Source organism: Sinorhizobium sp. RAC02 (assembly GCF_001713395.1).
Lineage (GTDB): Bacteria > Pseudomonadota > Alphaproteobacteria > Rhizobiales > Rhizobiaceae > Shinella.
This window is the reverse complement of record NZ_CP016450.1, coordinates 3,050,786-3,073,596: the sequence shown is the minus strand read 5'-3', so window position 1 is coordinate 3,073,596 and position 22,811 is coordinate 3,050,786. Positions and strand designations below refer to the sequence as shown.

27 protein-coding genes and 1 tRNA gene are annotated in these 22,811 nt (G+C 64.9%); 11 read left to right on the top strand and 17 right to left on the bottom strand.

Annotated features, from left to right (window positions below):
- Positions 1–84: 84 nt before the first annotated feature.
- Positions 85–315 carry a SlyX family protein gene (locus tag BSY16_RS14870; protein ID WP_069060385.1) on the top strand — a complete coding sequence of 77 codons (231 nt, stop codon included), beginning with the start codon at positions 85–87 and terminating at the stop codon, positions 313–315.
- 125 nt (positions 316–440) lie between these two features.
- On the opposite strand, the gene BSY16_RS14865 is transcribed toward BSY16_RS14870, so the two are convergent.
- The 3 genes from BSY16_RS14865 to BSY16_RS14855 all read right to left on the bottom strand — a co-directional run bounded on the left by BSY16_RS14865 (position 441) and on the right by BSY16_RS14855 (position 2,680).
- Positions 441–1,433: a BMP family lipoprotein gene (locus tag BSY16_RS14865; protein WP_069060384.1), complete on the bottom strand. Its 993-nt coding sequence runs from the start codon at positions 1,431–1,433 to the stop codon at positions 441–443.
- A 231-nt stretch (positions 1,434–1,664) separates the two neighbouring features.
- A complete protein-coding gene (msrA, locus tag BSY16_RS14860) occupies positions 1,665–2,315 on the bottom strand; it encodes a peptide-methionine (S)-S-oxide reductase MsrA (protein ID WP_069060383.1) in 651 nt (216 codons plus the stop codon).
- Between the two features lie 44 nt (positions 2,316–2,359).
- Positions 2,360–2,680, bottom strand: a complete 321-nt coding sequence (locus BSY16_RS14855) for a hypothetical protein (protein ID WP_286157139.1) — start codon at positions 2,678–2,680, stop codon at positions 2,360–2,362.
- A 236-nt stretch (positions 2,681–2,916) separates the two neighbouring features.
- Between BSY16_RS14855 and BSY16_RS14850 the strand changes: the two genes are divergently transcribed.
- Positions 2,917–3,006, top strand: a tRNA-Ser gene (locus BSY16_RS14850).
- 27 nt (positions 3,007–3,033) lie between these two features.
- Here BSY16_RS14850 and BSY16_RS14845 read toward each other — a convergent pair.
- Entirely contained in the window at positions 3,034–3,402 is a 369-nt protein-coding gene (locus BSY16_RS14845) for a winged helix-turn-helix transcriptional regulator (RefSeq protein ID WP_069060382.1), read from the bottom strand.
- Positions 3,403–3,516: 114 nt separating this feature from the next.
- Between BSY16_RS14845 and BSY16_RS14840 the strand changes: the two genes are divergently transcribed.
- From BSY16_RS14840 to BSY16_RS32750, 3 genes are read left to right on the top strand one after another with little or no spacing between them, the layout of a single operon-like run.
- Positions 3,517–4,143, top strand: a complete 627-nt coding sequence (locus tag BSY16_RS14840; protein ID WP_069060381.1) for a glutathione S-transferase C-terminal domain-containing protein — start codon at positions 3,517–3,519, stop codon at positions 4,141–4,143.
- Positions 4,143–4,526 (top strand): nuclear transport factor 2 family protein, encoded by a 384-nt coding sequence (locus BSY16_RS32755; protein ID WP_069060380.1) that lies wholly within the window; start codon positions 4,143–4,145, stop codon positions 4,524–4,526. Before BSY16_RS14840 ends, BSY16_RS32755 begins: the two co-directional genes overlap by 1 nt.
- A 4-nt stretch (positions 4,527–4,530) precedes the next feature.
- Positions 4,531–4,743, top strand: a complete 213-nt coding sequence (locus BSY16_RS32750; protein WP_069060379.1) for a tautomerase family protein — start codon at positions 4,531–4,533, stop codon at positions 4,741–4,743.
- Positions 4,744–4,786: 43 nt separating this feature from the next.
- On the opposite strand, the gene lhpI is transcribed toward BSY16_RS32750, so the two are convergent.
- The 7 genes from lhpI to BSY16_RS14795 form a co-directional block, all read right to left on the bottom strand.
- Positions 4,787–6,469 (bottom strand): cis-3-hydroxy-L-proline dehydratase, encoded by a 1,683-nt coding sequence (gene lhpI, locus BSY16_RS14825; RefSeq protein ID WP_069060378.1) that lies wholly within the window; start codon positions 6,467–6,469, stop codon positions 4,787–4,789.
- 28 nt (positions 6,470–6,497) lie between these two features.
- Positions 6,498–7,748, bottom strand: coding sequence for an NAD(P)/FAD-dependent oxidoreductase (locus BSY16_RS14820; protein ID WP_069060377.1), 1,251 nt, complete (start codon positions 7,746–7,748; stop codon positions 6,498–6,500).
- A 7-nt stretch (positions 7,749–7,755) separates the two neighbouring features.
- Positions 7,756–8,478 (bottom strand): amino acid ABC transporter ATP-binding protein, encoded by a 723-nt coding sequence (locus BSY16_RS14815; protein ID WP_069060376.1) that lies wholly within the window; start codon positions 8,476–8,478, stop codon positions 7,756–7,758.
- Positions 8,471–9,124: an amino acid ABC transporter permease gene (locus tag BSY16_RS14810; RefSeq protein ID WP_069060375.1), complete on the bottom strand. Its 654-nt coding sequence runs from the start codon at positions 9,122–9,124 to the stop codon at positions 8,471–8,473. Before BSY16_RS14810 ends, BSY16_RS14815 begins: the two co-directional genes overlap by 8 nt.
- An 11-nt stretch (positions 9,125–9,135) precedes the next feature.
- Positions 9,136–9,801 (bottom strand): amino acid ABC transporter permease, encoded by a 666-nt coding sequence (locus tag BSY16_RS14805; RefSeq protein ID WP_069060374.1) that lies wholly within the window; start codon positions 9,799–9,801, stop codon positions 9,136–9,138.
- Positions 9,802–9,870: 69 nt separating this feature from the next.
- A complete protein-coding gene (locus BSY16_RS14800; protein ID WP_069060373.1) occupies positions 9,871–10,680 on the bottom strand; it encodes an ABC transporter substrate-binding protein in 810 nt (269 codons plus the stop codon).
- Between the two features lie 176 nt (positions 10,681–10,856).
- On the bottom strand, positions 10,857–12,374 hold the full coding sequence (locus BSY16_RS14795; protein ID WP_069060372.1) for an aldehyde dehydrogenase (NADP(+)): 1,518 nt from the start codon (positions 12,372–12,374) through the stop codon (positions 10,857–10,859).
- 149 nt (positions 12,375–12,523) lie between these two features.
- On the opposite strand from BSY16_RS14795, the gene BSY16_RS14790 reads away from it, so the two are divergent.
- A complete protein-coding gene (locus BSY16_RS14790; RefSeq protein WP_069060371.1) occupies positions 12,524–13,561 on the top strand; it encodes an Ldh family oxidoreductase in 1,038 nt (345 codons plus the stop codon).
- A gap of 48 nt (positions 13,562–13,609) precedes the next feature.
- Here the strand turns inward: BSY16_RS14790 and BSY16_RS14785 are convergent, their stop codons facing one another.
- The 4 genes from BSY16_RS14785 to BSY16_RS14770 all read right to left on the bottom strand — a co-directional run bounded on the left by BSY16_RS14785 (position 13,610) and on the right by BSY16_RS14770 (position 17,013).
- Positions 13,610–14,242, bottom strand: coding sequence for a LysE family translocator (locus tag BSY16_RS14785; protein WP_069060370.1), 633 nt, complete (start codon positions 14,240–14,242; stop codon positions 13,610–13,612).
- 120 nt (positions 14,243–14,362) lie between these two features.
- Positions 14,363–15,325: a dihydrodipicolinate synthase family protein gene (locus tag BSY16_RS14780; protein ID WP_069060369.1), complete on the bottom strand. Its 963-nt coding sequence runs from the start codon at positions 15,323–15,325 to the stop codon at positions 14,363–14,365.
- Positions 15,326–15,442: 117 nt separating this feature from the next.
- Positions 15,443–16,147 carry a GntR family transcriptional regulator gene (locus BSY16_RS14775; RefSeq protein WP_069060368.1) on the bottom strand — a complete coding sequence of 235 codons (705 nt, stop codon included), beginning with the start codon at positions 16,145–16,147 and terminating at the stop codon, positions 15,443–15,445.
- Between the two features lie 200 nt (positions 16,148–16,347).
- Positions 16,348–17,013 carry a GntR family transcriptional regulator gene (locus BSY16_RS14770; RefSeq protein ID WP_069060367.1) on the bottom strand — a complete coding sequence of 222 codons (666 nt, stop codon included), beginning with the start codon at positions 17,011–17,013 and terminating at the stop codon, positions 16,348–16,350.
- Positions 17,014–17,202: 189 nt separating this feature from the next.
- On the opposite strand from BSY16_RS14770, the gene BSY16_RS14765 reads away from it, so the two are divergent.
- From BSY16_RS14765 to BSY16_RS14755, 3 genes are all read left to right on the top strand, one after another.
- Positions 17,203–18,234 (top strand): trans-3-hydroxy-L-proline dehydratase, encoded by a 1,032-nt coding sequence (locus BSY16_RS14765; protein ID WP_069060366.1) that lies wholly within the window; start codon positions 17,203–17,205, stop codon positions 18,232–18,234.
- A 105-nt stretch (positions 18,235–18,339) separates the two neighbouring features.
- Entirely contained in the window at positions 18,340–19,017 is a 678-nt protein-coding gene (locus BSY16_RS14760; RefSeq protein ID WP_069060365.1) for a FadR/GntR family transcriptional regulator, read from the top strand.
- The gene (locus BSY16_RS14755) at positions 19,014–20,279 is read left to right on the top strand and encodes a CynX/NimT family MFS transporter (protein ID WP_069060364.1); all 1,266 of its coding nucleotides are present in this window, start codon (positions 19,014–19,016) and stop codon (positions 20,277–20,279) included. Before BSY16_RS14760 ends, BSY16_RS14755 begins: the two co-directional genes overlap by 4 nt.
- Here BSY16_RS14755 and BSY16_RS14750 read toward each other — a convergent pair.
- Together BSY16_RS14750 and BSY16_RS14745 are read right to left on the bottom strand one after the other, a co-directional pair.
- Positions 20,249–20,947, bottom strand: a complete 699-nt coding sequence (locus tag BSY16_RS14750) for a 5-formyltetrahydrofolate cyclo-ligase (RefSeq protein ID WP_069060363.1) — start codon at positions 20,945–20,947, stop codon at positions 20,249–20,251. The two genes, BSY16_RS14755 and BSY16_RS14750, sit on opposite strands and share 31 nt — an antisense overlap.
- Before the next feature lie 73 nt (positions 20,948–21,020).
- Positions 21,021–21,365: a DUF488 domain-containing protein gene (locus tag BSY16_RS14745; RefSeq protein WP_069060362.1), complete on the bottom strand. Its 345-nt coding sequence runs from the start codon at positions 21,363–21,365 to the stop codon at positions 21,021–21,023.
- Positions 21,366–21,692: 327 nt separating this feature from the next.
- On the opposite strand from BSY16_RS14745, the gene rnk reads away from it, so the two are divergent.
- Together rnk and BSY16_RS14735 are read left to right on the top strand one after the other, a co-directional pair.
- Positions 21,693–22,118: a nucleoside diphosphate kinase regulator gene (gene rnk, locus BSY16_RS14740; protein ID WP_069060361.1), complete on the top strand. Its 426-nt coding sequence runs from the start codon at positions 21,693–21,695 to the stop codon at positions 22,116–22,118.
- A gap of 158 nt (positions 22,119–22,276) precedes the next feature.
- The gene (locus BSY16_RS14735; protein WP_150129969.1) at positions 22,277–22,807 is read left to right on the top strand and encodes a GreA/GreB family elongation factor; all 531 of its coding nucleotides are present in this window, start codon (positions 22,277–22,279) and stop codon (positions 22,805–22,807) included.
- Positions 22,808–22,811 lie beyond the last annotated feature (4 nt).

Genomic DNA, 22,811 nt, shown 5'->3' with positions numbered 1-22,811 from the left:
CCGCACTTGTCCAGCCCGATTGCGGGCGCCGTTCCCGGCGGCTATAGCTCCAACCGCCCGGCCTATGACCGACAAGGACAGCCAATGACCACGCCAGACGTTCCTGCCGATATCCAGGCCGCGCGCATCGCAAGCCTTGAAGAACACGCCGCCCACCAGGCGAAGATGATCGATGAACTCTCCGAGCAGCTCGCCGATCAATGGCGTGTGGTCGAACAGCTCCGGACGAAGCTGGATCGGCTGACGGAACGGTTCCTCGTGCTGGAAGAGGGCTCTCTCGATGCCCCTGCGATCACCCGCCCGCCGCACTACTGAAGCAATTCCAGCAAAGTGTGCAGCGGTCTTGCGTGCCGAAAATTGCGCAAGGCAAAAGATCCGGCCGGGGCTGGGACAAGACGGAATCGGCCCGTCTGCTTTAGCAAACGGGCCGTTTATGCCGCTTAGTAGGGGCAGGTCTCGTCCGACATGTAGTCGTGCACCTTGACCGCGCCGCTGTTGATGTCGGCGCGCGCCTTGTCGATTGCGGCCTTCATTTCTGCGGTGATGAGCGGTGCGTTGTTATCGTCCATCGCGACATCGACGCCGCTTTCCTTGAGGCCGAGCACGTTGACGCCCGGCTTGAACGTGTCGTTCTTGGCGGTGATGAAGGCGTCATAGACGGCAACGTCGACGCGCTTAACCATCGAGGTCAGGATCTTGCCAGGCTGCAGGCCGTTCTGGTTGGCATCGACGCCGATGCCGAGCTTGCCGGCATCAGCCGCAGCCTGGAGAACGCCGACGCCCGTGCCGCCGGCCGCGTGGTAGACCACGTCAGACCCCTGGTCGAACTGGGATTTTGCGATTTCGCCGCCCTTGACCGGGTCGTTCCAGGCATCCGGCGTCGTGCCGGTATAGGCTTCGAGAACCTTGATATCCGGGCCGAGCGACTTGGCGCCGCCGATATAGCCACAGGCGAACTTGTGGATCAGCGGGATGTCCATGCCGCCGACGAACGAGACGGTCTTCGTCTTGGAGGCCATGCCGGCCAGGATGCCGGCGAGCCAGCCGCCTTCTTCTTCCTTGAAGACGACCGAGCGCACGTTCGGCTTGTCGACGACCATGTCGATGATGGCGAACTTGGTGTCCGGATATTCCACGGCGACCTTCTCAAGCGCTGCGGACCAGGAGAAACCGGCCATCACGATCGGGTTGTTGCCGTCGCCGGCAAAGCGGCGGAGCGCCTGCTCGCGCTGCGCATCATTGGCGATTTCGAAGTCGCGGTATTCGATGCCGGTCTCGGCCTTGAACTTTTCCGCGCCATTGTAGGCTGCTTCGTTGAACGACTTGTCGAACTTGCCGCCCAGGTCATAGATGATCGCCGGCTTGATGTCCGCGGCGAATGCAGTGGCCGACATGGCAGCCGTGGCAAGAAGGGTGAGAAGGGTTTTTTTCATTGTGCAGCCCTGTTCGCTATTGATCTTATAGGGACCTTCCGTCTGGGCGCTGCAGGAGCGCGCAACGGAGCCACCGACCCTTTCCCTTGGGTCAGGCTGGCGGCATCCTTGCACGCCTCCGGGAAAAATTCACCAGAAATTTTTCAGTTGGTAAAAAAATAGAAGCCGTTGCGAAGGAGGGCGGAGAACCTCATTCGCAACGGCTCGAAAGACAAGAATTTTGCCGTGCCGTCAGCCGATCGCGCAGGCGACGCCGGTGCCGCGCAGGTTGCAGTAGCCGCCCGGATTCTTGGCGAGATACTGCTGGTGAACCTCCTCGGCGAAGTACAACGGACCTGCCTTGGCGATTTCCGTCGTGATGCGGTCGGTGCGCCCGGCCGCCGTCAGCGCCGCCTGGTAGACATCACGGGCGTGCTGCGCCGCGGCAAGGTCCGCCTCGTCGTCGAGATAGATCGCCGAGCGGTAGGTCGTGCCGATATCGTTGCCCTGGCGCATGCCCTGCGTCGGGTCGTGCGCCTCGAAGAAGGCCTTCAGCAGGGTCTCGAGCGCGACCACCGTGGGATCATAGACGACGAGCACGACTTCGGTATGGCCGGTCAGCCCCGTCGTGGTCTCGTGATAGGTCGGGTTGGGCGTGATGCCGCCGGAATAACCGGCCGCCGTCACCCACACGCCGGGAATCTTCCAGAGCAGCCGCTCGGCACCCCAGAAGCAGCCCATGCCGAGCAGCACGGTCTTGAAGCCCTCGGGATAGGGGCCCTGCAAGGCGCGACCATTGACGAAATGGGTGGTGGATGTGGGAATGGGCTGGTCGCGGCCGGGCAGGGCTGCGTCGGGCGCGGGCATGGTGGTCTTCTTGTTGAACATGTCGATCAAGAACATCGTGGCCTCCTGGCCGGGCCGCAAGCATAGGCGGCGGTTTGGGTTCAGGCCGTGAAGCGGCCTGCAACGGGTCGACGCTTGTAGGCGATCACCCAGAAGAACAGCGAGACGCCGAGCAGTACGGCAAAGGCCGGCTGGGACAGCACCCACATCGCCGCGGGATCCCAGGCATAGGGATGGAGGTTGCGCATGATGCCGTCGGCCACGAGTGCGATCGTCTCGGGGCTCGCCGTGCTCCAGGCAACCGCCAGCGGCGTCAGCACCGGCTCGGAGGCCGAGACGGACTGGATCGCGTCGATCGTTCCCGCCATCACGGCGATGACCAGCGCAATCAGACTGATCGCCTTCAGGATGAACCGTATCATCGCGCACCCTTCCGGTATCGCCGCCGGAGCCTCGGTTTCGCTCCGCTTTCCTCCGCCTATAAATAGGAAGACGGCCAACCTTCTGCAATCCTTCACAGTGCCGGGCGAAAGAACCTTCAAAAAACTGTCAGAAAGCGGTTGATCCCGCGTGAAACCTCGGTATATATCGCGCCGTCTCGCCGGAATGGAAACAGGAAAGCGACCCGCGCCGGATTGACCACCGGCAGCGTGCGGACGGACAGGTGGCCGAGTGGTTGAAGGCGCACGCCTGGAAAGTGTGTATAGGGGAGACTCTATCGCGGGTTCGAATCCCGCTCTGTCCGCCATCCTCCTTTCCCACCCGTTGCCAATCCCTATGAACCGTTGCCGTGCGCGTCTTGCTGTGCAGCCTTCAGCTTGTGTCCGACATCGACAATCGCGCTCAGGGCGGGCACCAGTTCCTGTCCCAGGCCTGTGAGAGCGTATTCGACCGATGGTGGCGTTGTTGGTTGGATCGTGCGCGTGAGCACGCCGCGGCTTTCCAGTTCGCGCAGGCGCTGCGAGAGCACCTTTGCCGATACGGGTGGAATATCGATACGCAGTTCGCTGAACCGGCGGGGGCCGGCGCGCAGGTGCCAGATGACGTTCGGTGCCCAGGCTCCGGCGATGATCGCCATGCACTCGGTCAGCAGGCAGGGTTCGGGCGGGGGCGTGCTGCGGTTCTTTCGGATCTTGAGGCTCATGATGCGCACCGGTTACCACGGAGAAACGAGGATATGAAGTAACTGATAGAAACCTGGTTGGCAATAGAAACCGAAGCCCCTAGCTTCGCGCCCTTGTCAAGGAAAGGTTTCCCCATGTTGCTTTATTTCAAACCCGGTGCCTGCTCGCTCGCCTCCCGTATCGTGCTCATCGAACTCGACCTCCCCTTCGAAGCGATGGCGGTCGATACGCAGGCCGGCACGACGAAGGCCGGCGCCGACTATCGCCGCATCAATCCCAAGGGCTATGTGCCCGCGCTCGAGGTCGCGCCCGGCGTCATCGTCACGGAAAATCCGGCCGTCCTGCAATATCTGGCCGATCACGTGCCCGAGGCTGGGCTTGCGCCTGCCGCAGGAACGCTCGACCGTGTCCGCCTGCAGGAATGGCTGAACTTCATCTCTGCGGAACTGCACAAGGCGTTCGGCCCCTATTTTCACGGCGACGTATTGGAGGGGCCTGAAAAAGCGCGGGTGGAGGCGACGCTGCTGCGCCGTATCGACGACGTGGAAGCCGGCCTTTCCGACGGCCGGCCGTTCCTGCTCGGCACGGTTTTCTCCGTCGCCGATGCCTATCTGTTCGTCGTGCTCCACTGGACCAGTTTCATCGGCGTCGATCTCGCGCGCTGGCCCTGCATCAGCGCCTTCATGACGCGGATGCTGGCGCGACCGGCCGTGCGCAAGGCCCTCGCCGCGGAAGGCCTCCTGCAGGACGAGGCGGCCTGATGAGCACAGCGTTCCAGGACATTTATGCGCTTCTGCAGGACTATTTCGACGCGCTTTATTTTTGCGACGTCGAAAAATTGCAGCGTGTGTTCCATCCGAGTGCAATCTACGCGACGGCGGACGAGACACCGCTTCTCTACCGCACCATGGCGGAATACGTGCCCATCGTCGCCGCCCGGCAATCGCCGGCGTCCCGCAACGAAGCCCGTCGCGATCATGTCGACGCGATCGACATCGCCGGCGAAAACACCGCCGTGGCACGCGTGCGCTGCTCGATCGGTGCGCGGGATTTCGTCGATTTCCTCACGCTCGTGCGCACGGACGGGCAATGGCGGATCATCGCCAAGGTCTTCCAGATTCTGGAACGGCAGATACAGGAGTAATGCAATGCCTTACGTCAACATCAAGATCACCCGGGAGGGCGCGAGCCCCGCGCAGAAGGCCGAACTGATCCGCGGCGTGACCGATCTTCTCGTGCGGGTGCTCGACAAGAACCCCGCCACCACCTTCGTCGTCATCGACGAGGTGGCGATCGAGGATTGGGGCGTCGGAGGGCTTCCCGTCGAGGCCTACCGCAAATCGCTCACGACACCCTCGTAACAGCCCATACCGGCGTGCAAGGACGCCGGTATGGCACCTTTTTTCAGGCAAGCCATGCCGGCAAACGCGGCGGGACGCGGCCGGTTAGAGCGGCTTCGATGCAGTCGGCGAGATTGCTGAAGCGCACGGTGCGGCCGGACAGGCCCGGGCCGTAATGGGCGTATTTTCCGGAATTGGTGATGAGGGCACGCGTCGCCGTCGGGAAGACGGGTTCGGAGATCGAGCACCAGCAGAGGTCCGGCAGCACCTGCACGCCGCTTGCCCTTAGCCGGGTCAGCACGTCGCCGGCTTCCGCCATGATATCGCGGCCGGCGGTGACGATCACCGCGACATCCTTGTGCCGCTTGCGGTCGCCAAGCGCATCCGCGAGCGCGCGGCACTCGGAGAGCGATGCATGCGGGCTGCCGATGGCCACGAGTTCGACCGCTTCCGGGCCGTCGTTGAACATGGTCCAGACGTCGATCATATCGGCGCGGGTGATGGTCATCGTGTCGGCCTGCGCTGCGGCCGCGCCGTCGGCCTCGGGCGTCACGCCCTCGATATGCAGCATGGGCGCGGCGGAGGTGGTGCCGAAGGCGGCGCAGAGGGCCTTGAGGTCGTCGCGCGTCGGCCTGGCGGCGGCAAGGCCGCGCAGCATCGGGATACGGTCGGGTGCGGCACGGCCGGCGAGATAGCCGACGAGCGGCCAGAAGGCGTCGTCGATATTTTCCGGCAGATCGACGTCGATGATGCGGCGCGCCTTGCGGTGTTCATCGAGATAGACGCCGGACAGCGGCGCGCGGCCGGTCAGGGCGATGCAGAGGTCGAGGAAATCGGGGTGTTTTGCCGTGCGGGCGCCGAGCACGGTATTGGCGAAGATCACCGCATTGGATTCCGCCCAGGCGATCGCCTCGCCGGTTTTTGGCGCGCTGTCGAGCAGATAGGGCGAACAGGTAAAGGTCGGGCGGCAGCCCATGCGGACATAGGCGTCGGCAAGGCGTGCGGCCGGGTCGCCGAAATCGTGCGGCACGCCCTGCGCCTGCCAGTTGGCGCGGTCGACGGAAATGGCGTTCATCGTGGTGGGGATGCGCACCTTCGCACCCATCTCGGCCATCTTTTCCGCGAAGGTAAGGTTGGCCGGGCTGGCATAGATGCAGCCGTCGATATGACCCTGCACCACGTCGATGAGTTTTTCCGCGCCCTGCTGCGCGGCCATGGCGACGGTGATGCGCAGGGCGAGCTGCACGGCGACGCCGTCGCGGCCTTCCAGCATGGCACGGTCATCGGCAGTCAGGTCGAGCGCGGCCGTCGCGGGCGGCGCGACGGGGATCATCAGGCCATCGGCCTCGATCACTGTCTCACTGATCCGTGCGCTCTTCGCCCGACAGAGTGCGGCATAGGCGTCATGGGAAACGCGCAACACCGGAAGCGACTTGCCGAACATTTCCGCGGCGATCAGCGCGCCGAGCGTCAGCACGTCCTCCGCCTCGCTGAACACCAGCGCTGCCGGTGCACGGCCGGTGAGGGCGAGATCGAGCAGAACGCCCGATCCGGTGCAGGAGCCGCGGCTGGACGGCATCATCAGGATGCCGCCGGTGATGGGGACGCCGTGCAGCGGGTGGTGCACGTCGATGACCTTGCCGGTGGCCGGATCGACGCCGCCCCAGAAACTCAGCGCCTCGCCGGCCGCGATGACCGGGCCGGAGGCGGTGCCTGCGAGAATGCTGCGGGCGGAGAGATCGGCCATGGGGCGGCTCCTGTGCGGTTGGACCTTGTCAGAAACGTTGCGGCGAGAAGGCGGCGATGTCGATGGCTGTCCGGTCGTTCGTCAGCAGGTCGGCGACGAGCCGTGCCGTGCCCGCCGACTGGGTGAGGCCGAGATGGCCGTGGCCGAAGGCATAGACGACCCGCGGCGTCGCGCGGGCGCGGCCGATGGCGGGCAGGCTGTCGGGTAGCGACGGGCGAAAACCCATCCACTGTACGCCGCCCGCAGGCTTCAGGCCCGGCAGGAAGGCGCGCGCTTTTTCCAGCGTGGCTTCAGACCGGCGGAAGTTCGGCGGTAGCTTCAGTCCGCCAAGCTCCACCGCGCCGCCAACGCGGATGCCGGTCGAAAGCCGGGTAACGACAAAGCCGTGGCCGCCGAAGGTCACCTGCGTGCGCAGGTCGAAGGCGTCGGCCGGCAGTGTCGTGTTGTAGCCGCGCTCGGTTTCGAGCGGGATGGTTTCACCAAGCGAGCGAGCGACCTGATGGGAGAAGGCACCGGCCGCGAGCACGACATTTTGCGCCCGCAGTGTCCGGCCGTCAGCCGTGCGGATTTCCACGCCGCCCTCGATCGGGTGCAGGCTGGAAACCTCGGCGCGTTCGATTGTGCCGCCCTTGGCACGAAAATGGTCGGCGAGCGCCAGCGTATAGAGTTTCGGATCGGCGATCGAATACCAGCCAGGCGTGAACGTGCCGTGCGTGAAGCGGGGCGCAAGGCCGGGCTGGATGTCCGCCATGGCACGCGCATCCATGTGGCGGAATTCGACGCCATGCGCTTCGCGCGCCGTCCAGCCGGGCAGCGAGGCGTTCAGTTCGGCCTGGCTTTCATAGACCTGGAGGTTGCCTTCCTTGCGCAGCATCGCGATGGTGCCGGTCTCGGTGAGGAAGGGCTCCAGCGCCGCCTTGGAGAGGTCCATCAGCGCGGTCTGTGCCGCAGTGGAATGGGCGACGTGCCTGGCCGAGCAGGCGCGCCAGAAGCGGAACATCCACGGCGCGATCTGCAAGGCGTAGGACGGCGGGATGCTGAGCGGCCCGAGCGGATCGAGCAGCCATTTCGGCGCCTTCTTCAGGATGCCGGGCGAGGCGAGCGGCAGGATGTCGGTAAAGGCGAAAGCGCCTGCATTTCCGGCAGAAGCACCGGCGGCCGGGGCCTCGCGTTCCAGCACGGTGACGGAAAGGCCGCGCGCCTGCGCGGCAATGGCCGCCGAAAGGCCGACCACGCCGGCGCCGATGACGACGACGCCGGGCTCGATATCTGTCTTCATGATGCTCTCAATGCGTGGCGGCGAGGAAGGTCTGCAGCTCGGGATCCTTCGGCGCGCCGAACAGCTGTTCCGGCGGTGCGATCTCGGCCATCACGCCCTTGTGGAAGAAGGCGACGCGGTCGGAGACTTCGCGGGCGAACTTCATTTCATGCGTGACGCAGATCATCGTCATGCCTTCGGAGGCGAGCATGCGCAGCGTGTCGAGCACTTCGCCGACGAGCTGCGGGTCGAGCGCCGAGGTCACCTCGTCGAACAGCATGTAGGCCGGCGACATGGCAAGTGCGCGGGCAATCGCCATGCGCTGCTGCTGACCGCCGGACATGCGGTTCGGATAGACCTTCAGCTTGTCGCCGAGGCCGACATGGGTGAGCTGCTTGACGGCCATGGCCTCGGCTTCGGCCTTCGACTGGCCGAGCACCTTGACCGGCGCCAGCATGACGTTTTCCAGCACGGTGAGGTGCGGGAAGGCGTTGAACTGCTGGAAGACGATGCCGAGCTTGCGGCGCAGCTTGTTGAGGTCCGTCGCCTTGGCATGAACATCGGTGCCGTCGACCACGATGCGGCCGGCATCGATCGTCTCGAGGCCGTTGATGCAGGTGAGCAGCGTCGACTTGCCCGAGCCCGAGCCTCCGATGATGGTCAGCACCTCGCCCTTCTGGACGGTAAGGTTGATCCCCTTCAGGACTTCCAGCTGGCCGAAGGATTTGCGGACGTTTTCGATCTCAATCATTGGGGGACCACCGTTTTTCGAGATAGCCGCCAAGTCGGGCTATGGGGAAGCTGATGATGAAGTAGATGGCGCCGCAGATCAGCAGGATGAACAGCGGCTCCTGCAGGCGCGTGACGAGGATCTGCGAGGCGCGCAGGAGCTCGATCAGGCCGAGCCACAGAACCAGCGCCGAATCCTTCATGACGCCAAGTGTCAACCCGATCCAGGCGGGCAGCGAGACGCGGGTGGCGAGTGGCGCCACGATGTAGCGCATGTCCTGCCACCAGGTCATGCCGAGCGAGCGGGCCGCGCGGCGCGTGGTCATCGGCACGGAGGAGATGCCGCCGCGCACGATCTCGGTGCAATAGGCGGCGGTATAGAGCGACAGCACCACGCAGGAGGTGGTGAAGGGCGCCCAGCCGAGCTTCATGATCGATTGCGCCGCGTTGCCGAGCACGAGTTGTATGAGCAGCGGCACGGAGCGGAAGACATCGAGCAGGAAGGTGATCGGCATCGACCAGTAGGGGCCGAGCTGGTTGCGCAGCACGCCGAAGAAGATGCCGAGAATGGTGCCGGCGAGGACGGAGACGGCGGTGACGGCAAGCGTCATCGCCGCGCCCTTGGCGAGGAAGCCGAGATCGGCAAGCGTGAGAGCGGTATCGAACATGGGTTACCCTCTCAGTAGCGGAACATGCGCGTGGCAGCGAGGCGCGCTGCCAGCGTCACGGCCTTGGCGATCAGGTAATAGATGACCGCCGCGAGCGCGAAGAATTCGAAGGTACGGAAGGACACCGCATTCAGCGCCTGCGTGACGCCGGCAAGGTCCGTGTTCATGCCGACCGTGACACCGAGCGAGGTCATCAGGATTGCCCAGACCATCTGGTTGGTGGCCGGCAGGAAGGCGATGCGCAGCATCTGCGGCATGACGATATAGCGGAAAGCCTGCAGCGGCGTCATGCCGAGCGAGCGGCCCGCACGCGTCTGCGTGTCGGGGATCGCCTTCAGCGCGCCGCGGAAGTTTTCTGCAAGATAGCCGGCATTGTTGAAGGCGATCCCCACGAGCAGCGCCGTATAAGGGCTCAGGTGGATGCCGAAATTGCCGAGGCCGAAATGGGCCATGTAGATCTGGAAGAGGGCCGGCGTGTTGCGCGCGACCTCGACCCAGGCCGTGGCGAAGCCGTTCAAGATGCGGTTGCCGGACAGCCGGAAGAGCGTCAGCGCGAGCGCGACGGCAAGGCCGATGGCCATGGACAGCAGCGCGATCTGGAGCGTGACGAGCGCGCCCTCCAGCATCTGCGGCAGGGCCTTGAAGGCCTGGTTCCAATGGAAATTGTAACTGAACATTGCCGTCTCACCCTTCGGAAACGATCAGCGGCGCGGAAGTGGCTCCCGCGCCGCCTTTAAAACGGCAGATTAGCGATAAACGCCGTTGATCGAAAGGGACGGCACTTCGCCGCCGACCCACTTTTCGTAGAGTTCGTTGTAACGGCCGGTGCGAACCTGCTGGTTGATGAAGAGGTTCAGGTAGTTGATCAGGCCGTATTCTTCGCGGTTGGTGAAGAGCGCGACATAGTCGATGTCGTAGGGCGCGTTGCCGACGACCGAGATGCCAGCGAACTTGCCGCTCTTGACGTTGGACTGGGCGACCGTCGAGGTCGAGACGGTGGCGTCGATCTGGCCCTGGCTCAGCGCGAGGAAGACGTCAGCCTGGGTCTGGTACGGGCGGAATTCGCCAGCGCCCCATTCCTTGACCGACTTTTCCAGCGCGATGGCTTCGAACGTGCCGGCAGTGGCGCCGACGACCTTGCCCTTCATGTCTTCGAAGGATTTTACGCCCGACTTGTCGTTGGCCGTGACGGCCATCTGGAAGGCGAAGTAGGGAACGGTCATGCCGACCGTCTTGGCGCGTTCCAGCGTGTCGGAGGTCGAGGCGACGCCGACATCGACGCGGCCGGACATCAGGGCCGGGATGCGCTCCGGGAAGGGCGTTTCAACGATTTCGGCGGTGACGCCGAGCGCCTTGGCGAGATCGTTGCAATAGTCGACGTCGAAACCGATCGGGTTGTTGCTCTCGTCGCGCGCGCCCATGGGCGGGAAGTCGAGAACGACGGCGCAGCGCAGCGTGCCGGACGAGATGATGTCGTCCAGCTTGTCGGCCTTGGCCGGGCTGGTCAGAGCGGTGGCGGCCACGAGGCCGAAGGCGAGGACCGAAGTCTTCTTCATAACTCTCTCCCTGGATTGGTCTGTCGATTCAGCCGGCGAGGTCCGTCCTGCGCCATTGGCGTAAACCGGCCTTAAAATACAACTAATATACAAAAAGTATATACCCAGGCGCAGAAAATATGAGAGCGGCGCCTTGCTCTCGCAAGACGCCGCTCCTGGCAAGCCAGAGGCTTGAATCAGTTGAGGAAATCCTCGGGCAGCAGGCCTTCCGGCATGTTCTGGTACGAAACCGGACGCAGGAATCGGCGGATCGACATCGTGCCGACGCTCGTCGCGCCGAAATTCGTCGAGGCCGGGTAGGGGCCGCCATGCACCATGGAATCCACCACTTCCACGCCGGTCGGGAAGCCATTGACCAGCACGCGGCCGGCCTTGCGCTCGAGGACCGGGCGAAGCTTCCTGGCGTCGTTGAGGTCGCCGGCATCCATATGGATCGTCGTCGTCAACTGGCCTTCGAACTTGCGGGCAAGCGCTTCCATCTCATCGACCGAACCGACACGCACGACGAGGCCGAGCGGGCCGAAGACTTCTTCGGAGAGCGCGTGGTCGGCGAGGAACTGTTCGCCGGAGATTTCGAAGAGGTTCGGCAGCGCGTTGCGGCCGGAGGATTCGGTGGTGAGGAGCGGCTTCACCGTGTTGCGGCTTTCGAAGCGCGCCTGGCCGTCATGATAGGCCTTGGCGATGCCATCGGTCAGCATGGTCTGCGGGCCGACCTTGCCGAGCGCCTCGACGGCAGCAGCGGTAAAGCGATCGGCATCCGCGCCATCAGCCACGATGGCGATGCCCGGATTGGTGCAGAACTGGCCGGCACCCATGGTGAGCGAGCCTGCCCAGCCCTGGCCGAGCGATTCCGCGCGGGCCTTCAGTGCTTCCGGCAGCAGGAACATCGGGTTGACCGAGCCGAGTTCGCCGAAGAACGGGATCGGCTCCGGGCGTGCGGCGCAGAGGTTGAACAGCGCGCGGCCACCGGCAAGCGAGCCGGTGAAGCCGACAGCCTTGATCAGCGGATGCTGCACCAGCGCCTCGCCGACCTGGCGGTTGCCGCCCTGGATTAGCGAGAAGACGCCCGGATGTATGCCGGTCTTGCGGATTGCGGCCTCGACGGCTTCGGCGATAATCTCGCCCGTGCCCGGATGGGCGGAGTGCCCCTTCACCACGACGGGGCAACCGGCGGCGAGTGCTGCGGCCGTGTCACCGCCGGCCGTCGAGAAGGCAAGCGGGAAGTTGGAGGCGCCGAACACGGCGACCGGGCCGATCGGCCGCTGGATCAGGCGGATTTCGGTGCGCGGCAGCGGCTGGCGGTCAGGCTGGGCGGCGTCGAGGCGGCGGTCGAGATAGTCGCCCTTCTCGATATGGTCGGCGAAAAGGCGCAGCTGGCCGGTCGTGCGGCCGCGCTCGCCCTGCAGGCGGGCGACGGGCAGGCCGGTTTCCTGCGTGCCGATCTCGGTGATGGCGTCGGCGCGCGCTTCGATCTCGTCTGCGATGGCGCGGAGAAACGCGGCGCGTGTCGCACGCGAGGAATAACCGTAGCTCAGGAAGGCGTCTTCGGCGGCTTCCGCGGCGCGATTGACGAGCGCGACCGTGCCGACGGCGAAGGCGTGAGCCGGGCCGTGTGCCGGCGACGAGGCGAACGTGCCGTTGCCATCGAGCCATTCGCCGGCGACGAGGTGTTTACCGTTTGGAGTGAAAGCCATTTGACGTACCTTTCTGGCGGAAGAGGGATTCGCCCCTGACATAGGATGGGATGGGACGAATTGCACTTGTCGAAATCTTGTATACTCTATGTATGCAAATGTTCAATCGCCAACCTGCCGCGGTCGGCACCAGCCTGAAGAGACCAACGATGACGCAAACCACCACCTTGACCATTGCCGCCCTTCACGAGCGTGTCGAAGCGATCTTCCGCAATGCCGGCCTCAACGCGGTGCAGGCCGGCGCACTCGGCCGGGTCATCGTTGCCGGTGAGCGCGACGCCTGTAAATCGCACGGCATCTTCCGCATCGAAGGCGCGCTGCGCACCGTCAAGGCCGGCAAGGTCAAGCCGGACGCGGTGCCGGAACTCGACCTCAACGAGGGTTCCGCGATCGTCAAGGTCAATGCGAATGGCGGCTTCGCCAACCCTGCCTTCGAGCTCGGTGTGCCGGCATTGGCCGAGCGCGCCCGCAAGCTCGGTATCGCCGCACTGGTTATCAACGACTGCACGCATTTCTCCGCGCTGTGGCCGGAAGTCGAGGCCGTGACGAACGAAGGCCTTGCCGCCCTCGTCATGTGCCCGAGCTACGCCACCGTGGCGCCGACCGGCGGCAACAAGCCGCTGCTCGGCACCAACCCCTTCGCCTTCGGCTGGCCGCGTCCGGACCAGTCGCCCTACGTCTTCGACTTCGCGACCTCGGTCGCCGCCCGCGGCGAGATCGAACTGCACCGCCGCGCCGGTAAACAGCTCCCGGAGGGTTGGGCGATCGATGCCGACGGCAACCCGACGACCGACCCGGAGGCGGCGCTGGCCGGCGCCATGCTGCCCTTCGGCGGCCACAAGGGGTCCGCCATCGGCACGATGATCGAACTTCTCGCCGGCATCATGATCGGCGACCTGACGAGCCCCGAAGTGCTCGACTATCTCGGCACGACGACGCTTGCGCCCTTCCACGGCGAACTGATCATCGCCCTGTCGCCGGAAGCCTTCGCCAAGGGCCGCCCCGGCGACCCCTTCGCCCGCGCCGAAGTGCTGTTCGACGCGATCGTCGGCCAGGGCGCGCGCCTGCCCTCGCAGCGCCGCTTCGTGGCCCGCAAAAAATCTGAAACGGACGGTGTTACGCTGACGGCCGCCGAGACGGAACAGCTCGACCGCCTGCTGGCCCTCGGCCTCGACGCGATCGCCTGACGGGTATTTAACCTGCACGGAACCGCGGCGGCGCCGTTGCCGCGGTTTTCAGCCCTTCTGCAGGGCGAGATGGGCACCAAGCCCGATGAGCACTGTCCCGCCCGCCTTGCGCACGAGGGACTGCACGCCGCTCGACCGTTTCAGCCGCGCGAGAATGACGTCCGCCAGCAGGACGCTGACGACATCGGCGAAGGTGAAGATCAGGTTGACCATCGTGCCGAGAATGGCGAGCTGGGCCCAGATCGGCAGGCCGGCGGCGCTGTCGACGAATTGCGGCAGGAAGGCGAGGAAGAAGATCGCCGTCTTGGGGTTCAGGATCTCGACGGTGACGCTTTGCGCGAAAGCCCGTCGCCCGCCCTTCGGCGCAGCACCTGCCGCATCGTCCTCCGCCGCATCCGTCGCGCGGAGGAGCGAAATGCCAAGCCAGATCAGATAGGCGGCACCCGCGAGCTTGACGCAGGTATAGGCGACCGGAACGGCATGAAACAGCGCCGAAAGCCCGGCTGCCGCCGCGATGATGTGGGCGTAGGCGCCCAGATGAATGCCGAGCACCGCCATCAGCCCTGCTGCGCGACCGCCCGCCATCGTCCGGGCGGCGGCGTAAAGCATCGCGGGGCCGGGAATGAAGGCGAAGATCGCCGTGGTGACGGCAAAGGCAAGCAGGACGTCCAGGGAAGGCATTCGCAGGTCCTCTCGTTTGTCCTGCGACCGTCGCAGAACCGAGCGCCTGCGGCAAACGAAAACCGCCCGCAGCGTCGGCTGCGGGCGGCGTTCATGTCGCGGAAAAGAGAGGAGGGCTGATCAGGCCTTGTAGGTCTGCACGGCGCCGGGGAGCTTGCTCCATTCGGCATACCAGGTGTCGAACAGCTTCAGCTGGCTCTCGACATAGCCGCGCTGGCTGTCGGAGAGCGCGTCGGTTTCGTTGAAGTGCAGCGTGTATTCCTTGTCGCCCTTCAGCACCATCATGTGCTTGAAGTAGAGAACGAGGTCCGGGCCTTCGTCGAAGGAGGAGAGCACGGCGAGGGCCGATTCCAGCTCCAGCGCACGGGCCCGGGCATCCGGATCGCCCTTGGCAGCAGCCTGGGCCAGTGCGCACATATGCAGCACTTCCTTCGGCAGCACGCAGCCGATGCCGGTGATCGCGCCGACCGCGCCGCAATCGACGAAGCCGGTGAAGACGCAGGTGTCGACGCCGATCATCAGCGAGACGTCATCGTCACGGCTGGTGATGTTTTCAGCCGCATAACGCATGTCGGCAGCGCCGCCGAATTCCTTGAAGCCGACGAGGTTCTTGTGGTCCTGGCGCAGCGCGAAGAACAGATCGGCGCGGGTGGCGAAACCGTAGTACGGGCTGTTGTAGATGACGGCAGGCAGGTCCGGGGCGGCGGACAGGATCGCCTTGAAGTGGTTCTTCTGGGCAGCAACGACGGTGCCGCGGGACAGGACGCGCGGGATGACCATCAGGCCTTGGGCGCCGACCTTCTGGGCGTGCGCGGCGTGGGCTGCGGCGGAAGCGGTGTTGACAGCGCCCGTGCCAACGATCAGCGGAATGCCGGCCTTCACCAGGCGTTCGACGCCTTCCATGCGCTCAGCGTCGGTGAGCAGCGGCCAGTCACCCATCGAGCCGCAATAGACCACGGCGGACATGCCCTTTGCGATGAGTTCCTTGCCCTTGCGCACCAGCGCATCGAAGTCCGGCGTGCGGTCGTCCTTGCAGGGGGTCATCAGGGCGGGAATTACGCCGGAAAAAATCTTGGCCTTCATGTCGATCTCCTATGGGCGGTTGGTCGGGAGTCTCCCGCACATACGCAAGGCCTCCCCTCTCTCGATGGTGGATATAGCATCTTGTATTTTATTTGTCGACAAGAAAAATACAGCTGCTCAGAGCGCGATGTCGAGCCGATCGTTGCGGCTGAACAGCCGCTGCACCTGGGCAACGATCTGCTCGGCATGGGCCTTTCCGAGGCGGTCGGCCTCCTCGATATCGCGCGCCTCGATCGCCGCGATGATGGCGGCATGCTCGTCGACGAACAGCTGCGGGAACTGCTCTTCATAGGACTGGTAGTAGAGACGGAGAATGCGCCGCCCCTCATCGAGCAGCCGGCGGAACAGGCTGGTGAAGTAGGGGTTGCGGCCGGCCTCCGCGATGGCGGCATGGAAGGCCACGTTGGTCGCGATCATCGCAAGCGTATCGCGTGCCTCCACCGCCGCGGCATAGTCCTCGTGGAAACCACGGATAATGGGAAGGTCGTCCGCCCGGTGGTTCTGCGCGGCGAGCCGCGTCGTCACGCGGTACATCAGCACCATCGCGTCGAACAGGGTGTGCAGGTTCAGGAAGTCGATGTTCGCCACCATGGTGGAGCGGTTCGGCAGGGTCTCGATCAGCCCTTCGCCGGCGAGCCGCACCAGGGCCTCGCGGATCGGCGTGCGCGACATCTTGAACCGCTCGGCCAGCTGTACCTCGTCCACCGGGCTGCCGGGGGCGATCTTCAGGTCGAGGATTTCGTCGCGCAAAAGGTCGTAGACCATTTTGACGCCGGAGCCTCGCTTGCGTTCCGGCAGGGAATTGGAATCGGTATCGGTCATCGAAAATCCTCTTGTCGACAAAAGAAATACAATTCTCTGCGGACGCTATCAATCGTTTAAAATGGGCATTTTGACGAAAGCGTCGTCAAGCCTCCAAAAGAAAGGATTTCGGCAATTTATGAGGTCGCGATGCGAAAAATGAAAAGGCGGGGAAGTCAGCACCTGCCACGCAGGAAAAATACGGAGAGGCGCACTGGCCCTCAGGCCCGGTGCTCGCGCAAAAACGTCATCAGCGACCGTCCGGCATCGAGGATGTGGTCGCGTGTCAGACGCGAGGCGAGGTCGGCATCGCCGCGCTCGCAGGCCGTAAGGATCGCTTCATGCTCGCGCCCGGCGCGCGGTACGCCGTTGGTGAAGATGAGTTGGGCGCGCAGATACCGGTCGATGCGATCGAGGGAGGAGCGCACGTTCTGGAGATAATAGGGGCGGCGGGAGGCTTCGTAGAGCGTGTAGTGGAAATTGCGGTTGATTTCGCCCCAGCGGTGCGGATCGGTCTCCCGGTCGAACGCGCTGCAGTAGCGCCGCGCCTTTTCCAGCGTCTCGCGGTCGAGATCGGGGACGGCGAGGCGGATGACCTCGGCCTCGATCAGCGCGCGGAACTCGAAAGTTTCCTCTATCTCCTCGATGGAAAGTCCGGCGACGACGGCGCCCTTGTAGCGCTGGGTGGTGATAAGGCCATGCTGTTCCAGCCGGGACAGCGCCTCGCGCACGGGAATGCGGCTGGTATTAAACATCTGCGCAATCTCTTCCTGCCGAAGGTTTGCGCCCTCAGCGAGGTTTCCCTCGATGATCGCCTTGCGCAGGGCCTCATAGACGATGTCGGCGGCCGAGGCGGCCTGCCTGACATCGACAGCAGCAAATTTCATCACGTCGAACCCCGGTAGAGTGAAGCTATGCTCATAGGTGGAATCCGGCGAAGGGGCAACCGAACGAGCGCCCGTCGCCGGCACATAAAAGCCGATTGTATATTGGATCCAATCTATCTATGAAAGGTCAACCGCGTCGTCGGGATCCGCCCGCAACGTGAAGAACAGCCTGAAATCGGAGAAAGTGCCATGCGCAGCAGCAAGGTCATCCACATCGTCTCCTGCCACGCCGAGGGCGAGGTGGGCGATGTTATCATCGGCGGCGTTGCGCCCCCGCCCGGAAACACGCTGTGGGAGCAGCGCAATTTCATCGCCGAAGACAAGACCCTGCGCAATTTCGTGCTGAACGAACCGCGCGGCGGCGTCTTCCGCCACATCAATCTCCTCGTGCCGCCGAAGGACCCGCGCGCCACCATGGGCTTCATCATCATGGAGCCGGAAGATACGCCGCCGATGTCCGGCTCCAACTCGATCTGCGTCTCCACCGTGCTGCTCGATAGCGGCATCGTGCCGATGGTCGAGCCGGAAACCCACATGATACTGGAAGCGCCGGGTGGGCTGGTCAATGTCGTCGCGTCATGCCGAAACGGCAAGGCCGAGCGCATCACCGTCACCAACGTGCCGTCCTTCGCCGACAAGCTGGATGCCAAGCTGGAAGTCGAAGGCCTCGGCACCCTCACCGTCGACACCGCCTATGGCGGCGACAGTTTTGTGTTCGCCGATGCCCGTGCCCTTGGTTTCTCGGTAACGCCGGACGAGGCGCGTGAGCTTGCCGAAACCGGCATCCGCATCACCAAGGCCGCCAATGAACAGCTCGGCTTCACCCATCCGGAAAACCCGGAATGGAACCACATCTCCTTCTGCCAGCTGACGCTGCCGGTCGAGGAGCGTGACGGCGCGCTGCACGGCCGCAACACGGTCGTCATCCAGCCCGCAAAGCTCGATCGTTCGCCGACCGGCACCGGCTGCTCGGCGCGCATGGCGGTGCTGCATGCCCGCGGCCAGATCAAGGTCGGCCAGTCCTTCTCCGGCTATTCGATCCTCGATTCGCGCTTCGACTGCCGCATCGTCGGCGAAACCACGGTCGGCGGCCGCCCGGCCATCGTGCCGGAAATCTCCGGCCGCGCCTGGATCACCGGCACCAGCCAGGTCATGCTCGATCCGCAAGATCCATGGCCGGCCGGCTATCGCCTTGCCGATACCTGGCCGCGCAAGCAGTAGTCGGTTTCGCCAATCGGCCGGTGCCTCAGGCGCCGGCCCACGTCCTTGACGCCAGCCGTGGAGATCGCTACTCATAAAGTCATCTGATGACTTTATGAGTTTGCCATGTTTTCCCTCAGCAAGACCAATCTCGCCGACACCGCCGTCGAGGCGATCCGCGATGAAATCCTCAAGCGCCGCTGGGCGGTGGGCGAAAAACTGCCGAACGAGGCGACCTTGTCCGCCATGCTGTCCGTCAGTCGCGGCACGGTGCGCGAGGCGGTGCGCGTGCTCGCTTCACAGGGTTATCTCGAAACCCGGCAGGGCTCCGGGACCTATGTGCTCTCGGCAGCCGATAGCACCCGCCCGCTCACCATGGCCCGCCGGGCGGGCCTGCGCGACCAGTTCGAGGCGCGTCTTGCGCTGGATGCGGAGGCCGCGCGGCTTGCGGCGCTGCGCCACACACCGGCCGTGATCGCCGGGCTGCGCGCGCTGCTTGCCGAGCGTGGCAACCACGACGACGGCGACAAGGCGGGGTTCGTTGCCCGCGACTTCGCCTTCCATCAGGCAGTGATCGCCGCCTCACAAAACAGCGTGCTGATCGGCATGTACGAATTCTTTTCCACGCTGATTTCCGAAACCATCGAGGCGACGCTGGGTGAAGACCTTCCGGAACCGGACATGGCCGCCCATGCCGCAATCATCGATGCCATCGAAAGCGGCGATCCGGAGGCGGCCGATGCCGCGGTGCGCCGTTTCATGGCGCCCATGCTGTCGGCTCTCGATCGGTTGCTGCTGTCATGACCGTTCTCAATGATCCCGGCGCCATCGATCTGATCGACGCCGAAGCCGACAGCGTGCCGGCGCCCGCAGCACACCGGCCGAAAAGCACTGTGGCGCGCGTCCTGCTCGGCGTCAGCCTCGTGCTCATCGCCTTCAATCTGCGGCCGGTGTTTTCCAGCGCCTCGGCGCTGCTGCCGGAGATCCGCGACCTGCTCGGCCTTTCCGCCACCGGCGCCAGCCTGCTGACGACGCTGCCCGTCGTCTGCCTCGGCCTGTTCTCGCCGCTCGCCCCACGCCTCGCGCAACGCATCGGCACGGAGCGAACCCTGCTGGTCGTCATCCTCGTGGTGGCGCTCGGCACCGCGCTGCGCGGCCTGTCCTCCGTTCCGCTGCTCTTTCTGGGCACGGCACTTGCGGGGGCCGCGATTGCGGTCGGCAATGTGCTGCTGCCCGGCCTCGTCAAGCGGGACTTTCCCGACAAGGCGGCGCTGATGACGGGGTGCTACACGATGGCGCTTTGCGCAGGCGCTGCAAGTGCTGCCGGTCTGACCTTGCCCTTCGAACATGCCCTCGGCGGCTCGCTCGATGGGGCGCTGGCGATCTGGGCGCTGCCGGCCTTTCTGGTGGCGCTGCTCTGGCTGCCGCAGGTGCTTGGCACCCGCATGCAGGCCAAGCGCACCGGCTTTCGCGTGGAAGGGCTGTGGCGCGACAGGCTCGCCTGGCACGTCACGCTCTTCATGGGCCTGCAGTCGGCGCTCGCCTATTGCGTCTTCGGCTGGCTGGTGCCGATCCTGCGTGAACGCGGGCTGGATGGCGTGACGGCCGGGGCGATCGTGTCGATCTCCGTGATGGTGCAGGCCGGCGCCTGCCTTGTCGCGCCGCATATCGCCGTGCGCGGCAAGGACCAGCGGCTGATCAACGTCGTGCTCTGCGGCTTCGCCGTCGTGGCGCTTCTCGGCCTGCTCTTCGCGCCGCTTTGGTCCGTGTGGATCTGGGCCGTGCTGCAGGGCATCGGCCAGGGCGGACTGATCGCGGTGGCGATGACCGTCATCGTGCTGCGCACGCGTGACCCGCATGTGGCGGCGCATCTGTCCGGCATGGCGCAATGCGTCGGCTACCTGCTGGCGGCCATCGGCCCGCTGATCGTGGGCCTCATCCGCGGCTGGACGGGCAGTTTCGCCTGGAGCGCCGTGCTCTTCGTGCTGCTTGGCCTTGGCGCTGCCCTCAATGGCTGGTTCGCCGGCCGGGCGCTCTACGTCAACGCCCGCACGGTGGAAATGTAGGGGCGGATCGTGCCGGCTTCCGTGACGATAACGTCCATCGGAATGTCGTGTAGTTGCGGATAGATCGTCGCGAGTTTTGCGGCGCTGTAGCCGACGCCGATGACGCGTGGCTTCTTCGGCATGGCCGCCAAGGTCCTGTCGAAGAAACCGCCGCCATAACCGAGCCGGTAACACGCCGGGTCGTAGCCGACGACGGGTGCGATGACGATGTCGGGCAGGCAGGGTCGCTGCTCGGCCGGGATCGGAATGTTCCAGACGCCGCGCGACAGCGCCTCCCCCGTCTGCCAGAGATGGAATTCAAGCGGCCGCCCCTTCTCGACGACCACCGGCAGGGCCGTGCGCCCGCCGCGCTCCGCCACGGTTTGCAGGAATGGCCGCAGATCCGGCTCGCCGCGAAACGGCCAGTAGGCGCTGACGATGCGGCCCGTCAGATCTCCGATTTCCGCCAGCACGCCGGCCGCAATCGTGTCCCCATGGTGCGCCCGTGTTTCGGCCGGAACGGCGAGACGCTCGGCGATGAGGCGCTCGCGCTCGCTCTTGCGCCAGCGGTTGACGTCGGTCCAGGCTTGCAGGTCGAGCGGTCCCGGCAGCCCCGAATAGGCCGGATCGACCTCATGCAGGAAACAGGCCGGTGAGGCGAAGCTGGCAGGTTTGTCGTCGTCATCCATGAATTCGGCCTCTGCGGCGCGGGGAGTTCGAGGATTGCGCCTTTCTCCTTACCTGGCAAACGAATTCCGCTTGCTATGTCTCCAGCAGGAAATCGGCCAGCACCTTGGCGTGGTTGAATTCCCGGTTGCGCGATCCGTAGAGCAGGGTGATGGTTTCGGTTTTGGCGCGCTCGCGCAGCGTATCAACCAACGGGTTTTCCCGAAGCTCCTCCCGGTAGCGTGTCTGGAACTCCGCCCAGCGCTCCGGCCTGTGATCGAACCACTGGCGAAGGGCGGTTGTCGGCGCCAGCTCCTTCATCCATTCGGCAAAGGCGGCCTTGTCCTTCGAAATGCCGCGCGGCCAGAGCCGGTCGACGAGAATGCGCGCACCGTCCTGCGGTTCGGCTTCGTCGTAAACGCGCTTGATCCCTATCGGCATGTGAGCCTCCTCGTGGCCGGCTTGCCTATCTGAGGCCGGAACGGCCTGCACTTCAAGCGCGACGTTCCGGCGCGCCGGCTTGACTTTGCTACCTTGGTCATCCCATCATAGACGCATGACCACGATGCCATCCCTTGCCCGGTTTCTGAAACGGCTGTTTCCTCTCGCAGGACACTAGCCCCTCGGCTTGGTCGCGTCGTGCCCCAGCCGTGGGGCAAATGCGGTTCCGTGAAATGGGAACCGTGCCAGACCAGCGCGACACTCCAATCCCCGTTTTTCATTTTCGTGTGCCTGTGAGGCCGCGAGACATCGTGTCGTGAGGTTTCCATGACCAGCAAGACCAAGGGCAGCCGCCGGCCTGCCATCACCATCGCCCGTTCCGAACATGCTCGCCTGTCGAACCTTGCCGACATGCTGGCCGCGCGCGATCCGCACGCCGCAGAACAGCTCGCCGCCGAACTCGACCGGGCAAAGATCCTCGACGATGCGCGCATGGCGCCCGGCATCATGCGCATGGGCTCGATTGCCGAGTTCCGCATCGATGACGAGCCGGCGCAGATCGCCGAACTGGTTTTCCCGAAGGATGCCGATATTTCCCGCAAGCGCATCTCCGTGCTGACCCCGGTCGGGGCGGCCCTTCTCGGTCTTTCCGCCGGCCAGTCGATCGAATGGGCCGCGCGCGACGGCCGGGTGCGGCGCCTCACCGTTGTCTCGGTGCATGCCGCCGCGCCGGAAACGGCCAGCGCGTCCTGAGGCGCGCGCGGCGATGAAGTTCCTGTCCTTCTCCTCTTCCGGACGCATCGGAGGCTGCCTCGTCGCAGGATCGTGACCCCCTGTGCCGCATCCGCGGCCAGGGGGCTTCTCCACCATGGGTTTGTTTGCCGCGCCTCGAGGGGCGGGCAGGATGGAGAATGGCTATGGGACGCGATCCCGCAATGCTCACGGCAAGAGACGTCTATGTGCTGGAAAAGCTGCGAAGCGACTGGCCGCCGCTGACCGAGGAATGGACAGCACTGCTCGACCGGAAACTGTCGGCTGGCCGCCTGACGGCAGAACGCCGCCCGCCCGCGGATCTGGCGATGATCGACGCGCGCGTGTCGTTCCGCTGCGCAAGCGGGCTCACCGATACCCGCACGCTTTGCCTTCCCGGCACCTATGCCCCGGGAAGCGCCTTCCTGCCGGTTACCACCTTCTATGGTCTGGCGCTGCTCGGGCTCAGCGTGGGGCAGGCCATGGCCTTCGCCCGGCCAGAGGGCCGGCGAGACTGGATCGTGCTGGAAAAGGTGCTTTTCCAGCCGGTGGCCGTGTCCGATCTCTCCTATGCAGCGATCCCGGTGGCGCGGCCGGCATTCCGGCTGATTGCCGGAGGGCTGGAAGAACGCGCCTTCACGCCGGCCAACGAAAACGGCCCCGGCACGGGTCCGGGACCATCGGCCGCCTGAAACG

What these genes read in the sequence shown, in the direction of transcription:
- msrA (WP_069060383.1), bottom strand. Translation starts at nt 2,315, where the DNA reads ATGTTCTTGATCGACATGTTCAACAAGAAGACCACCATGCCCGCGCCC.
- BSY16_RS14760 (WP_069060365.1), top strand. Translation starts at nt 18,340, where the DNA reads ATGTTTTCCCTCAGCAAGACCAATCTCGCCGACACCGCCGTCGAGGCG.
- BSY16_RS32755 (WP_069060380.1), top strand. Translation starts at nt 4,143, where the DNA reads ATGAGCACAGCGTTCCAGGACATTTATGCGCTTCTGCAGGACTATTTC.
- BSY16_RS14755 (WP_069060364.1), top strand. Translation starts at nt 19,014, where the DNA reads ATGACCGTTCTCAATGATCCCGGCGCCATCGATCTGATCGACGCCGAA.
- BSY16_RS14795 (WP_069060372.1), bottom strand. Translation starts at nt 12,374, where the DNA reads ATGGCTTTCACTCCAAACGGTAAACACCTCGTCGCCGGCGAATGGCTC.
- BSY16_RS14765 (WP_069060366.1), top strand. Translation starts at nt 17,203, where the DNA reads ATGCGCAGCAGCAAGGTCATCCACATCGTCTCCTGCCACGCCGAGGGC.
- BSY16_RS14815 (WP_069060376.1), bottom strand. Translation starts at nt 8,478, where the DNA reads ATGATTGAGATCGAAAACGTCCGCAAATCCTTCGGCCAGCTGGAAGTC.
- BSY16_RS14805 (WP_069060374.1), bottom strand. Translation starts at nt 9,801, where the DNA reads ATGTTCAGTTACAATTTCCATTGGAACCAGGCCTTCAAGGCCCTGCCG.
- BSY16_RS14870 (WP_069060385.1), top strand. Translation starts at nt 85, where the DNA reads ATGACCACGCCAGACGTTCCTGCCGATATCCAGGCCGCGCGCATCGCA.
- BSY16_RS32750 (WP_069060379.1), top strand. Translation starts at nt 4,531, where the DNA reads ATGCCTTACGTCAACATCAAGATCACCCGGGAGGGCGCGAGCCCCGCG.
- BSY16_RS14800 (WP_069060373.1), bottom strand. Translation starts at nt 10,680, where the DNA reads ATGAAGAAGACTTCGGTCCTCGCCTTCGGCCTCGTGGCCGCCACCGCT.
- BSY16_RS14855 (WP_286157139.1), bottom strand. Translation starts at nt 2,680, where the DNA reads ATGATACGGTTCATCCTGAAGGCGATCAGTCTGATTGCGCTGGTCATC.
- lhpI (WP_069060378.1), bottom strand. Translation starts at nt 6,469, where the DNA reads ATGGCCGATCTCTCCGCCCGCAGCATTCTCGCAGGCACCGCCTCCGGC.
- BSY16_RS14785 (WP_069060370.1), bottom strand. Translation starts at nt 14,242, where the DNA reads ATGCCTTCCCTGGACGTCCTGCTTGCCTTTGCCGTCACCACGGCGATC.
- BSY16_RS14845 (WP_069060382.1), bottom strand. Translation starts at nt 3,402, where the DNA reads ATGAGCCTCAAGATCCGAAAGAACCGCAGCACGCCCCCGCCCGAACCC.
- BSY16_RS14820 (WP_069060377.1), bottom strand. Translation starts at nt 7,748, where the DNA reads ATGAAGACAGATATCGAGCCCGGCGTCGTCGTCATCGGCGCCGGCGTG.
- rnk (WP_069060361.1), top strand. Translation starts at nt 21,693, where the DNA reads ATGACCAGCAAGACCAAGGGCAGCCGCCGGCCTGCCATCACCATCGCC.
- BSY16_RS14865 (WP_069060384.1), bottom strand. Translation starts at nt 1,433, where the DNA reads ATGAAAAAAACCCTTCTCACCCTTCTTGCCACGGCTGCCATGTCGGCC.
- BSY16_RS14810 (WP_069060375.1), bottom strand. Translation starts at nt 9,124, where the DNA reads ATGTTCGATACCGCTCTCACGCTTGCCGATCTCGGCTTCCTCGCCAAG.
- BSY16_RS14745 (WP_069060362.1), bottom strand. Translation starts at nt 21,365, where the DNA reads ATGCCGATAGGGATCAAGCGCGTTTACGACGAAGCCGAACCGCAGGAC.
- BSY16_RS14750 (WP_069060363.1), bottom strand. Translation starts at nt 20,947, where the DNA reads ATGGATGACGACGACAAACCTGCCAGCTTCGCCTCACCGGCCTGTTTC.
- BSY16_RS14775 (WP_069060368.1), bottom strand. Translation starts at nt 16,147, where the DNA reads ATGACCGATACCGATTCCAATTCCCTGCCGGAACGCAAGCGAGGCTCC.
- BSY16_RS14770 (WP_069060367.1), bottom strand. Translation starts at nt 17,013, where the DNA reads ATGAAATTTGCTGCTGTCGATGTCAGGCAGGCCGCCTCGGCCGCCGAC.
- BSY16_RS14735 (WP_150129969.1), top strand. Translation starts at nt 22,277, where the DNA reads ATGGCTATGGGACGCGATCCCGCAATGCTCACGGCAAGAGACGTCTAT.
- BSY16_RS14840 (WP_069060381.1), top strand. Translation starts at nt 3,517, where the DNA reads ATGTTGCTTTATTTCAAACCCGGTGCCTGCTCGCTCGCCTCCCGTATC.
- BSY16_RS14790 (WP_069060371.1), top strand. Translation starts at nt 12,524, where the DNA reads ATGACGCAAACCACCACCTTGACCATTGCCGCCCTTCACGAGCGTGTC.
- BSY16_RS14780 (WP_069060369.1), bottom strand. Translation starts at nt 15,325, where the DNA reads ATGAAGGCCAAGATTTTTTCCGGCGTAATTCCCGCCCTGATGACCCCC.